We start from the raw sequence: 11990 nt of genomic DNA on the forward strand, positions 1-11990 counted from the left end.
CGCCCCCGGCTCCGCCGCGCCGCCCCGCGACCGCGCGGTGGCAGCGCCCGGCAACCTCCGCGCCCGTCTCACCTCCTTCGTCGGCCGGGAAACCGACATCGAGGCCATCCGTGGCGACCTCGCGACCGCCCGGCTCGTCACCCTGCTCGGCCCTGGTGGGGCCGGGAAGACGCGGTTGTCGCAGGAGGCCGCCGAGAGTGTGCGGGACGTCGTCCGGGACGGGGTGTGGCTGGCCGAGCTCGCGCCCGTGGACGACCCGGACGCCGTACCGGAGGCCGTGCTCACCGCCGTCGGTGCCCGCGAGACCGTGTTGTACGGCGCCGGGGCCGAGGCCATGCGGGCCGGATCCGACCGGCACGACGACCCCGTCGAGCGGCTCGCCGAGCATTGTGGCAAGCGGCGCATGCTGCTGATCCTCGACAACTGCGAGCACGTCGTCGACGCCGCCGCCCGGCTCGTCGAGGCGCTGCTGGAGCGCTGCCCGGAACTGACGGTACTGGCCACCAGCCGCGAACCCCTCGGCGTACCGGGGGAGTTGCTGCGGCCCGTGGAGCCGCTGCCGGAGCCGTACGCGCTGCGGCTGCTCGCCGACCGGGGCGCCGCCGCCCGGCCGGGGTTCCGGATCGAGGCCGACGAAGAAACCGCTGCGGCGGCGGCCGAGATCTGCCGGCGCCTCGACGGTCTCCCCCTCGCCATCGAACTCGCCGCCGCCCGGCTGCGGATGCTCACGCCCCGGCAGATCGCCGACCGGCTGGATGACCGTTTCCTGCTCCTCACCTCCGGCAGCCGTACCGTCCTGCCCCGCCAGCAGACGCTCCGGGCCGTCGTCGACTGGTCGTGGGAGCTGCTGGACGAGGGCGAACGGGACGTGCTGCGGCGGCTGTCCGTCTTCGCCGGCGGCTGTGACCTCGCCGCCGCGGAGGCGGTCTGCGGGCCGGGCACGCTCGAAGCGCTCGGCTCGCTCGTCGACAAGTCCCTTGTCGTGGCGGCCCCTTCGGGCGACGGCGACATGCGTTACCGGCTTCTGGAGACCGTCGCCGAGTACGCGGGCGAGCGGCTCGACGAGTCCGGGCGGCGGGCGGCGGGCGAGCGCGCGCATCTGACGTACTATCGCGAACTCGCCCGTACCACCGACCCGTTACTGCGCGGCCATGGTCAACTCGCCGCCATCGAACGCCTGGAGCGCGAGAGCGAGAACATCCGCGCCGCCCTGCACCACGCCGTCGCCGCAGGCGAGGAGCAGGAGGCGCTGTGCCTCGTACTGTCGATGGCCTGGTACTGGCAGATGCGTGACCTGCGCATCGTCGCCCGCAACTGGTGCCGTGAGGTCCAGTCCCTAGGCCCCGACCCGTTCAGCGAGCCCGTGCGGCCCGTCGTCCCGCTGTGGGAGCGCTGCACGGCCACACCGCCGCCGTGGACCGGCGAGGTTCTCGACGAGGCCCGGCGCCAGATGCACCTGATCCATCTCGCGTGCATGGACACCGAGTTGGATGCCTGGCAGACACCCGAGGCGCAGGCAAAGCTGCGGGCCATCGCCGGGACGTACGAGCCCTGGCTGCCGCAGGCGTGCCGTTTCCCCGGCTCGCTGTGGTTCTACGCCGTCATGCTCACCGGTGATATGGAGCGGGTGCGGACGATTCTCAACGCCGCCGTCGACACCTGCCGTGGAGTGCCCGGATACGAGTGGGATCTGGCCGCCAATCTGGAGACGCGCGCCAACCTTCTCGCCAACCGCACTGAATGGGAGGGCGACGCCACCCGCGACGCCGACGAGTCGCTGGAGATCTACCGCCGCCTCGGCGACCTGTGGGGCACCGCCGAGGCGTTCTCGGCGTGCGGTGAGGCGCATGAACGCAGGGGCGAGTACGGCTTGGCCGCCGCCGACTACGAGGCGGCGATCGAAAGCGCCGAACGCCTCGGTGCCCACGCCCAGATGGCCGTGCTCACCGCTCGGCTCGGCGGCGCGCTGATCGAGGCGGGTGAGGCCGAGCGTGGCGAGCGCCTGGTGCGCGAGGTGATCGACCAGGGCATGGGCGGCGGGTCCGGGCAGGCGGGGCCCTTCGCCCGGCTCATCCTCGCGGGCGTGCTCAGCATGACCGACCGGATCCCCGAGGCGCGCGAGCAACTCCGGCTGCTGCGCGAGCAGTTCAAGATCGCCCACTTCATCATTTTCGACGCGTACATCCTCGGCTCCGAGGCCTGGCTGGAGGCTGTCGACGGCCGCTACCCAGAGTCCCTGGACACGATCAGACGCGCACTGGAACGCGCCGAGGACCCGCTGTCCGAGGCCATCGCCCCGCAGATGCGCTCCGCGTACTTGTTCACCGCCGCGTACGCCCTCGCCCGCGTCGACGGCGGCTCCCGCGCCCGAGACGCCGCCCGCTGCCTCGGCGCCGCCGACGCGCTGCAGCCGCCCCGGCACGTCTCGTCCTCCCAGGAGCGCGAGGTGTACCGGCGGGCGGTGGAGCGCACGCGCGCCGTCCTCGGCGACGAGGCGTACGAGGCGGCGTACGCGGAGGGCGGCGGCCTCACCTCCGTGGAGGCCGCCGCCCTGATCTGACGCCCCCGACGCGGGGCCGGGTACGTCAACGTCAGCTCTTCGTACGGAACTTGTGGATGGCGATCGGTGCCATGACCGCCGTGATCGCCACCGACCAGCCCAGCGTCACCCACAGATCGTGCGCGACCGGCCCGCCCACCATCAGGCCGCGCGAGGCGTCCGCGAGCGTGGACAGCGGGTTGTAGTCGGTGAAGGCCTGCAGCCAGCCCGGCATCGACGTCGTCGGAGCGAAGATCGACGAGCCGAACTGCAGCGGGAACAGCACCAGGAAGCCCATCGCCTGCACGGACTGCGCGCTTTTCATGATCACGCCCAGGGTGAGGAACACCCACATGATCGACGATGCGAACACCGTGGACAGTGCCACGGTCGCGAACAGACCGGGCCAGTCGGTGATGTCGAAACCGACCGCGACGGCGACGATCATGAGGACGGCCGTCGCGAACAGCATCCGCAGCAGCTCCACCGAGATCTTCGCGAAGAGCACCGAGCCCCGCCCGATCGGCAGGGACCGGAAGCGGTCCATGACACCGGAGTTGAAGTCCTGGGAGAAGCCGGTGCCGACGCCCTGGGACAGCGTCATGCTCATCATCGCGATCATGCCGGGGATCACGTACTGCACGTACTGGTCCTGTCCACCGCCCAGCGCCTGCCCGATCGAGCCGCCGAACACGAACACGAACAGCAAGGTGAAGATGACCGGCATCAGCAGTGCGTCGGCCATCGACTCCGGGTCCTGCCGGATCCACAGCAGATTGCGGCGGACGAGGGCGCCGGTGTGCCGCAGGTGGCCGCGCAGTGGAATGCGGGCGTCGTCGGTGCCGGTGGCGGCGGTGGTGGAAACGGTGTTCGAAGGGGCGGCGCGATGGGGATCCCCCCAGGCCTTTTGCTCTGGGGGAGCCTCGTTCGGGGTGGTGGTGGGTGACGGGTGGGAGCTCATACGGCGACCTCCTCGCGGTCGTCGGCGGGCACGGCGTCCTGCGGGGCGCTCGCGCGGTGGCCGGTGAGGGACAGGAACACCTCGTCCAGGCTGGGGAGTTCGGTGGTGATGGAGGCGAGCGTGATGTCCCGCGCGGTGACGGCGCCGACGATGGCGGTGAGCTGCTCGTCGCTGAGGACCGGGACGAGGAGGGTTCCGGTCTCGGTGTCCACGGTGGTGGTCGCAAGCCCGGTGATGCCCAGCTCGTCGAGCGCGTCGGCGAGCGGGTGCAGCTCAAGCGGGTCGGCCGGGCGGATACGCAGGGAGCGGCCGCCGACCTTCGCCTTCAGGTCGTCGATGGCGCCGTTCGCGATGACCTTGCCGCGGTCCACGACGGTCAGCTCGGAGGCGAGCTGCTCGGCCTCCTCCATGTACTGGGTGGTGAGCAGTACGGTCACGCCGTCGCCGACCATGCGCTTGACCTCCGTCCACACCTCGTTGCGGGTGCGGGGGTCGAGGCCGGTGGTCGGTTCGTCGAGATACAGCACGGTCGGCTGCCCCATCATCGACGCGGCCAGGTCCAGGCGGCGGCGCATCCCTCCGGAGTACGTGGCCGCCGGGCGCTTCGCCGCCTCGGTGAGCGAGAAGCGCTCCAGCAGTTCGTCCGCGCGGGTCCTTGCCTCTTTGCGGGGCAGGTCTAGCAGGCGGCCGATCATGTAGAGGTTCTCCCAGCCGGGGAGCTTCTCGTCGACGGAGGCGTACTGGCCGGTGAGCCCTATCACTCGGCGCAGCTGGCGAGGCTGTCGTACGACGTCGTAGCCGGCGACGGTCGCCTGGCCGGCGTCGGGCTGGATCAGGGTGGACAGGATCCGTACGAGGGTGGTCTTGCCGGCGCCGTTCGGCCCGAGCACGCCCATCACGGTGCCCTCACGTACGTCCAGGTCCACGCCGTCCAGTGCCTTGGTCTCGCCGTAGTGCTTGACCAGTCCCCTAACGGTGACCGCGCTGCGTGCGCGGCCGTTGGGGTTGTTGTCGATTCGCGTCATGCCGCCAAAGGTGCCAGCAGCCACTGACAAACCGCCGACAGCCCGCCTACAGGCGGGCTGTCGGCGGTTTGTCGACTACGGGGGAGGTGGGTTGAGGTGCATATCTCGACTGCGGGTCCGTCGTGGCTGGTCGCGCAGTTCCCCGCGCCCCTGAAGGGCGCGTCCCTGGAACCGCCAACCATCATGCTCATCAGCCACGACGAACCCCGCACCCTGCCACCGGCGGGAGGGGCCGTGGGCCGGTGCGTCGTATGCCCGTCGCGTAGGTTCTGTCTCGGAGAACCAGGACCGTGTACCAGGCCAGGGTCGTATGCCCGGCCTGCGACGGGCTGACGCACCGGCCCGCGGCCCCGACCCACCCACCGGACCTAAGGGGCGCGGGGAACTGCGCGAGCAACCACCACGAACCCGCACCCGACAACGAACCCAACCCGCCCAACCGCCGGAGGCAACCCGTTAACGTGACGGAATGACGAGTCCTGGCCCCCTCCTCGACCGCTACGCTGCCCGAATCATCGACCAGACCACCCAGTTGGCGGCGGTCGTCGACGGAGCGGACGCGACGTCGCCCGTGCCCGGCTGCCCCGGCTGGACCCTCGCCCACCTGCTCCGCCACGTCGGCGGCACGCATCGCTGGGCCGAGACGGTCGTGCGGACCCGGGCCGCCGGACCCGTCTCGGACGAGCAGGTCAACCTCGTCGAGCCGGACGCGGACGACAACCTCGGCACGCTGTCCGACTGGCTCATGGAAGGAGCCGCCCGGCTCGCGGAGACCTTGCGCGAAACGGGGCCGGACGTCGCGGTGTGGACCGTGGCGCCCGGCGGCACCCCGCTCTTCTGGGCCCGCCGCATGACGTACGAAACCGTGATCCACCGCTTCGACGCGACGGCCGCGGTCGGCGCGACGTACACCCTCGACGCGGACGTCGCGCTCGACGGCCTCGACGAGTGGATGGAGTTCAGCACCCTGCCGCAGGCCTACGAGTCGGCGGCCGAGCAGAAGGCGCTGCTCGGCCCCGGCCGGACTCTCCACTTCCACGCCACGGACGCCCCCGAGGGAACCGGGGAGTGGCTGATCGACCTCACCGGGCTCCCGTTCACCTGGAGCCACGCCCACAAGAAGTCGGCCACCGCCGTGCGCGGCCCGCTCAAGGACCTCCTGCTCCTCCTGTACCAGCGCCGCTCACCGAGCCCCGCCCAGGGCATCGAAGTCCTGGGCGACGAGGCCCTGCTCACCACCTGGGTGCAGGCGGCCGGCCACTGGCTGCGCAGGTGACGGACACGCAGGCCACTGCCTGCTTCAGTCGTCCTCCCCGCCGCGCGGAGCGCCGTCGTGCCAGCGGGGGTCCGTTTCCCATTCCAGGTTGCGTTCGCGGGCGATCTCCAGCGCGTGCTCGGCCTCACCCCGGGACGCGTACGGGCCGATACGGTCCTTCGCGGGGCACTCGGGGCCCTCTTCGACCTTCTTGTGCTCCAGGCAGTAGTACCACTCGCCCGCTTTGCCGACCTTGCGCTTCTTGAACAGGGCCATGGCTACGGCTCCTTTCGCCAGGGTCATCGTCCCCCAGCGGCCGCTGGTTAGACTCGCTGGCATGTCTGGCCAGTCGCTGCTCGTACCAGGGGAGCTCTCTCCCACCCGTCCCGTCCCGGGAAACATCAGGCGTCCCGAGTACGTGGGAAAGCCCGCCCCCACGCCGTACAAGGGTCCGGAGGTGCAGACCCCCGAGACGGTCGAGGCCATGCGGATCGCCGGGCGGATCGCCGCGCGGGCGCTGGCCGAGGCCGCGAAGAAGATCGCGCCCGGGGTCACCACGGACGAGCTGGACCGGGTCGCCCACGAGTACATGTGCGACCACGGCGCCTATCCCTCCACGCTCGGCTACCGCGGCTTTCCCAAGTCCTTGTGCACCTCGGTCAACGAGGTCATCTGTCACGGCATTCCGGACTCCACGGTGTTGGGGGACGGCGACATCATCAACCTCGATGTGACGGCGTACATCGGCGGGGTGCACGGCGACAACAACGCCACGTATCTCGTGGGCGAGGTGGACGAGGAGTCGCGGCTGCTCGTCGAGCGCACCCGTGAGTCCCTGACCCGGGCCATCAAGGCCGTCAAGCCCGGCCGGCAGATCAACGTCATCGGGCGGGTCATCGAGTCGTACGCGAAGAGGTTCGGCTACGGGGTCGTACGGGACTTCACGGGGCACGGGATCAACTCGTCGTTCCACTCCGGGCTGATCATTCCGCACTACGACAACCCGAACGCGACCACCGTCATGCAGCCCGGGATGACCTTCACCATCGAGCCGATGCTCACGCTGGGCTCGTACGAGTACGACATGTGGGACGACGGGTGGACGGTCGTGACGAAGGACCGTAGGCGGACGGCTCAGTTCGAGCACACGCTGGTCGTCACCGACAGCGGGGCCGAGGTGCTTACGTTGCCCTAAGACTTGATCCGTGATTCACCAGAGGGTGAGCTGCGGATTGCGGCCGGGGCGGTGTCCGGGCTTTCCGGCGTGGTCACGCACGGGGCGTGGCTCATCCGGGGTCGCTCGGGACCGCCGTCCGGCGGTTCGGGGAGCAGAGGTCGCACGGCGTTGCCGTGGGACTGCCGTATGGCCAGCACCGCGAACGGTGGTCTGACTCGGTGCGGTTGACTCCCGCAGGGCTTCTTCCAGCCCTTCTGAGAATGTGATCTGTGCGTGCCGGGACGCGGTGGTGTCCAGGTACGCGGTCTTGGGGTCGTCCACGTCGGCGAAACGGACGAACGCGGCCAGGGCGGCGGACACGAGGTCACGCTTGCCGGCCAGGCCGCACGCGATGCACTTGTGCTCACGGTCGCGCAGCGTCTTGTTCACGCGCTCGCCGCACAGGCAGTGCTGGGACAGGGCCGTTGACCAGGTGGAGGCCCGCACCAGCCGCCCGCCCGCAGCCTGGCACTCACGTTCAAGGGCGGCGATGAGCATGCCGGGCGTGGTCTGGGAGAGGCGCTTGCCCCACAGCCGGTACCAGGCGCGGATGTCGCAGTCCTCCACCACGAGCACGGGGCCGTGCGCGGCGACGATCTCACGGGCCACGGATCGGGCGCGATGGCGGCGGTGCTCGGCGGCCGATGCGGCGGCTTCGGCCTGGCGGGCGCGCAACTCCCGGTAGCCGGTGGAGAGATCATCGCGGCGGAACGCCTGCTTCGGCACCCCGTCCGGCCGGGCGGCACGCGCACCACCCGGCACCGTCACGGTCTTCTCCGGCAGCCCCTTGGCTGCCCTGCGCTCGGCGCGGCGGGCCTGCTTCTTCGATAGGCCGTATTGCGCGGTGTTGGTGGCTCGGCGGGAGCGTTCCAACGCCCGCGCACGGCCGCGCCGCTTGTTCGCTTCCCGCTCCAGAAGCGCCCGTTCCTCTGTGCTGAGGGTGATCTCGGTGGAGGCCGGGGCGCCTTCGGCGGGGTCCAGGCCGGCGGGCAGGGAGACGACGGAGACGTTGGTGACGTTGCCGTCCACCCCGCCGATCCGATCAAGGACGGCGGCCTGCTGCCGCATCTGCTGGACGGCGGGGGCGGTGTAGCCGGGACCGAGGATCATCAGGTGCGCCTCGTACACCCAGCCGCCCGGCGCGGACGCCTTGCGGCGGCGTACGAGATCGACCTTGTGCCAGCGGCCGGGGTTCGAAAGGAAGTGCTCGACGCGTGCCCGCTGGCCGGGGTGCTGCGGCACCCGAACCGGCAGTACCAGGTCACCCCGGCTCCCCTCGGGACCGCCCGCGAAGACGACGGCGAGGGGGCCGGTGTGGTCCCACCATGTGGCCTTGCGCATCGCGGGCTTGCCCGACGCAGTGGCCTTGCCGGTGGGCACACTGCCGGACGGCGCGGCCGGGACCGGCATCCGGCGCGGCTGCATCAACATGTGCCGGCCGCCGCCGGTGTAGGCCATGGCGTGGCCGCGGAGGGTGCCGACGAGGCGGAAGGTCTCCCACTTGTTGGCGGTGGTGTGGGAGCGGGCGCGGCCTGGGATGCGGGTGAAGTCGTGCCAGCGTCCGGTCTTGGGGCGGCCGTGTCGCTTGCCGGTGGTGTCGGCGAACAGGTGTCGCTGCACCCCGTTCCACACCTCGTCGGCCATGTGCATGGCCAGGGCCTTGCTGGCGTGGTGCTTGAGATGCCCGGCGGCTTCGAGGTGCTTGTACGCGCACCGTTCCAGGGCCTCACGGGTCAGGCCGAGACGCTGCCGGACGGCCTTCGCCCCGTGCTCGTCGCGTTCGTGCGTGGCGGCCCAGTACGCGTCGACCTTGGCGCGGACGTCCCGCTGGACGGCCCGCTTGATCGACCACATCGCCCCGAACAGCTTCTCCAGCCGGTCCAGGTCGGCGGGGTCGGTGACGGCCAGCGGCAGCACCATCACGGACACGATCCCGTCGTCGGGCTTGGTCCACTTCGGGGCCTTGTTCTTCCCCCGGAACCTGCGCGTCTGGGCAGCCTGCACCGCTGTCACCCCCCGTCACTGATTAGCTGACCTACGAAACAATACATGAGTAGTTGAGCTATGACAGCCGAGGTAAAATGAGGTTTATGGCAGCCATGATTCCTGGATATGAAGACGCCCGGCAGGCAGCGCAGAGACTCAACGTCACTGTGCAGCACGTCTACAACCTCAACAGCAGCCGCGACGACTTCCCCGCCCCCGTCTACGTCGGCCGCACCCCGCTGTGGCCGGTGGACCGGCTGGACGCCTGGCGCGAGGCCCACCCGAAGCGCGGAAAGCAGGCCACCTCTCCCGATTCGGGAAGTAATTGATCTAATGCCCTGTGTCCGTTCGTGTCGAAGATCAACGTCACCAGCCTGCGGCCCCGCTCCCTGCTGCACCGGACCGGACTGACCCTCAAGGCGTTCCTCGTGCCGGTTGCCCGCGTCGCCGCCCTCCTGCCCTCGGAACGCGGACGCGGGCATCCCTGGGCGCTCCCGCTGGACAACCGCGTACTGCCGACCGCCACCGCATGGCGAACCAACCTGACCCAGCGGCAGCTTGCCGACCTGTTCGGCATCGGATCGGCCACCGTCCCCCGCGTCATGGCCCTGGTGCCCTAGCCCGGACACCAGGGAACAAGTAACTCGCTGGTAGCTTTCGCGGCTCATTACGCGTTCGCTGCCGCGGCGGCCTGTTCGTCGTGTTCACGCAGCATGCGCATGACGGTGGCGGGTGAGGGGTGTTGTCCCTTCTTGGCGCCCTTGGAGATGACGAGCCGAGCGGCGATGTCGCGCAGGCTCAACTGCTCGTTGCGCAGGCGGACGGCGGTGAACAGCATGTCGTCGTCGGTGACGCCGACGCCGCCGATGGTCTTGCCTCGCTTGCGGGCGGACTCGTGGCCTTCGAGGGTGCGGTCGCGGATGTACTCGCGCTCCATGCCGGACATCGCGGCGAGCACAGTGAAGACGATTCCGGAGGGGTCGTGCGAGCCCTTGAGCTCTCCGGTGAGGAACTCCAAGCCGACATCGCTCGCCTTCAGCTCCTCGGCGAGCATGGCCAGTTCGATGCCGCGGCCGAGCCACTTGTGCTCGTGCACGACGAGCGTGACGGCGACGCCGGAGGCCCGGATCTCCCCGGCGAGCTTCACGGCCGCGTCCAGCTCGGGGCGCGTGGTGGCGCGGGTGGAGATCTTCTCCGAGAAGACCCGGGTGACCCCGGCCTCGGCGAGCGAGTCCAGTTGCGCGTCCAGTGACTGCCGCGCGGTTGAGGCGCGGGCGTAGCCAAGGCGGACGTGCCCGACGGGTGCGGCGCTGGCGCTTACGGGCCAGGGCAGTTCGATCCACACCGAGCCGGGCTTGCGTACGGCGGGGGTTGGCACGCTGAGCGCCTTGGCGAGCTGGGGCACGAGACGGAAGCGGGCGGTGTGGTATTGGATCGCCACCTTGCCCTTGCCGGTCCGGCAGGGCGAACCCGCCGGGGCGGCGCAGGTGGACATCGGGCAGTCGTGCGATTCCACCTGCTTGAAGTCGTTGATCACGCCTCGAACTGTTTCATGAGGCTGTTTCATACGTCTAGGTGTTTGCAACAACCCATGAAACATGATCGCCGCAGGTGGAGCGCCGCGCGGGCGGGCGTTTCATGTGTGACCACCTATGAAACGGCCTGATGGCACTCGCACGGCACAATCGCGCCCATGCCTGACTGGATGCCCTCATGGGGCACGACCGCCCTCATCGCGATCGTGACCTCGGTGCTCAGGCCGCTCCCTGCGGACCGTGCCGTCGCGCCAGTTGGGGACTCCCTCGTCATTGGGCCAGAACTGCTCACCGCAGTCGCAGAACCAGACCGTCCCAGCACCGCCGGGCCAGATCATCTGATCGGGCCAGGGCCGGTGTCCGGTGCGCCAGGCGTGCCACATCGCTCGGATCTGGTACAAGTGCTCCTCTCTAGTGGGCGAAGCCCAAGTGTTCCAGGCAGGGCGCTATGGTCCGGGCGGCTGATCAGATGCTGGTGGTCCACTCACCGTCTGTGAAACACCGTCGGCTCCGGCGGCATAGCCGCAACCGCGCCCCGAACTGACCGCACAGCCGATCAACCGTCGTTGGCCCGGCGGATGTCGGTCGAGTGGTAGCTCACCGACGGGTACTTCTCGACCTCGGGGTACTCGGCGGCGTGAAAGTGGGCGCCAGGCCGATTGTCGCTGTAGCCGACGAGCCCAGTATTTCCTTACTCGTAACGATCGTGACGCCATCGGCAGTGAACCACGCACACCTCAGCGATTACGAGGCGACGGGTAGAAGACAACCGCGCAGTGCACCGGAGCGGGCAGCGTCACTTGGCTGCGGTTTCACGGCCGGCGTCGCGGGCCGCGGCCAGGGCTTTGGTATGCAGGTCGGCGGCGAGGTCCTGGAGGTGTTCCATGCCGGGGGAGGTGGCGGCGAGGGTGAGCTCGCATTCGATGACGACGAGGTCGGCCTGCCACACGTCGGCGAGGATGCGCTTGAGATACGGGGTGGAGTGGTCCCAGCCCTCGCGTGGAGTGCCGGGAGCGTAGCCGCCGCCTCGCACGGTAGCCAGGACGGTCGGCTTGTCCTTGAGCACCGGGCTGCCCAGGGGCGCCCCGGCGATGACCAGGTCGACCCAGGTCTTGAAGTGCTGGGACACACCGAAGTTGTACAGCGGCACGGCCAGCACCACCGCCTCGGCGGCCTCGAGTTCCGCGGCGAGCGACCCGGCGAGGGCGAGCGCGTCGCGCTGGGCGGGAGTGCGGTCCGGTTCGGGCGTCAGGTTGCCGGTGTGGGCGTGTGCCCAGGCGTCGGCGGGCAGCGGGTCGGTGCCCAGGTGGCGGCGTACCACCGGCGCGTCCGGGTGGACCGCGGCCCACTCCGACTCCACGAGGTCGGCGAGTTCTGCGCTGACGGAGGTGCCGGGAAGGATGCTGGCGTCGAGTCGGAACAGGCTCATGGCGTCTCCATGGTGTTGTGGTGTTCGTGTCTGTGTCGTCGCGC

Annotated in this window: 11 protein-coding genes; 5 read left to right on the top strand and 6 right to left on the bottom strand. The window is 70.0% G+C overall.

Translation table 11 applies throughout. The features are described from left to right. Positions 1–2560 (top strand): ATP-binding protein (locus ACYVO6_RS36305; protein ID WP_461068863.1); only part of this gene is annotated, 2560 nt, incomplete at its 5' end. A gap of 31 nt (positions 2561–2591) precedes the next feature. On the opposite strand, the gene ACYVO6_RS36310 is transcribed toward ACYVO6_RS36305, so the two are convergent. Both ACYVO6_RS36310 and ACYVO6_RS36315 read right to left on the bottom strand, forming a co-directional pair. After that, entirely contained in the window at positions 2592–3500 is a 909-nt protein-coding gene (locus ACYVO6_RS36310; protein ID WP_461068865.1) for an ABC transporter permease, read from the bottom strand. Further along, positions 3497–4525 (bottom strand): ATP-binding cassette domain-containing protein, encoded by a 1029-nt coding sequence (locus tag ACYVO6_RS36315; RefSeq protein ID WP_461068867.1) that lies wholly within the window; start codon positions 4523–4525, stop codon positions 3497–3499. The genes ACYVO6_RS36310 and ACYVO6_RS36315 overlap by 4 nt, the downstream gene beginning before the upstream one ends. A 469-nt stretch (positions 4526–4994) precedes the next feature. On the opposite strand from ACYVO6_RS36315, the gene ACYVO6_RS36320 reads away from it, so the two are divergent. Further along, positions 4995–5801 carry a maleylpyruvate isomerase N-terminal domain-containing protein gene (locus ACYVO6_RS36320; protein WP_461068869.1) on the top strand — a complete coding sequence of 269 codons (807 nt, stop codon included), beginning with the start codon at positions 4995–4997 and terminating at the stop codon, positions 5799–5801. Between the two features lie 24 nt (positions 5802–5825). Here ACYVO6_RS36320 and ACYVO6_RS36325 read toward each other — a convergent pair whose 3' ends face one another. Next, entirely contained in the window at positions 5826–6056 is a 231-nt protein-coding gene (locus tag ACYVO6_RS36325; RefSeq protein ID WP_461068871.1) for a hypothetical protein, read from the bottom strand. Positions 6057–6117: 61 nt separating this feature from the next. Between ACYVO6_RS36325 and map the strand changes: the two genes are divergently transcribed. Then, positions 6118–6975 (top strand): type I methionyl aminopeptidase, encoded by an 858-nt coding sequence (map, locus tag ACYVO6_RS36330; RefSeq protein ID WP_461068873.1) that lies wholly within the window; start codon positions 6118–6120, stop codon positions 6973–6975. Positions 6976–6990: 15 nt separating this feature from the next. On the opposite strand, the gene ACYVO6_RS36335 is transcribed toward map, so the two are convergent. Further along, positions 6991–9000 (bottom strand): zinc ribbon domain-containing protein, encoded by a 2010-nt coding sequence (locus tag ACYVO6_RS36335; protein WP_461068875.1) that lies wholly within the window; start codon positions 8998–9000, stop codon positions 6991–6993. Positions 9001–9086: 86 nt separating this feature from the next. On the opposite strand from ACYVO6_RS36335, the gene ACYVO6_RS36340 reads away from it, so the two are divergent. Then, positions 9087–9311 carry a helix-turn-helix transcriptional regulator gene (locus ACYVO6_RS36340; RefSeq protein WP_461068876.1) on the top strand — a complete coding sequence of 75 codons (225 nt, stop codon included), beginning with the start codon at positions 9087–9089 and terminating at the stop codon, positions 9309–9311. Between the two features lie 21 nt (positions 9312–9332). Then, positions 9333–9602 (top strand): transposase family protein, encoded by a 270-nt coding sequence (locus ACYVO6_RS36345; protein WP_461068878.1) that lies wholly within the window; start codon positions 9333–9335, stop codon positions 9600–9602. A gap of 47 nt (positions 9603–9649) precedes the next feature. Here ACYVO6_RS36345 and ACYVO6_RS36350 read toward each other — a convergent pair whose 3' ends face one another. Both ACYVO6_RS36350 and ACYVO6_RS36355 read right to left on the bottom strand, forming a co-directional pair. Further along, entirely contained in the window at positions 9650–10519 is an 870-nt protein-coding gene (locus ACYVO6_RS36350) for a recombinase family protein (RefSeq protein WP_461068880.1), read from the bottom strand. 794 nt (positions 10520–11313) lie between these two features. Further along, on the bottom strand, positions 11314–11946 hold the full coding sequence (locus ACYVO6_RS36355) for an NAD(P)H-dependent oxidoreductase (protein ID WP_461068882.1): 633 nt from the start codon (positions 11944–11946) through the stop codon (positions 11314–11316). Positions 11947–11990: the final 44 nt, after the last annotated feature.

The sequence above is a fragment of the Streptomyces pseudoechinosporeus genome, assembly GCF_054783935.1.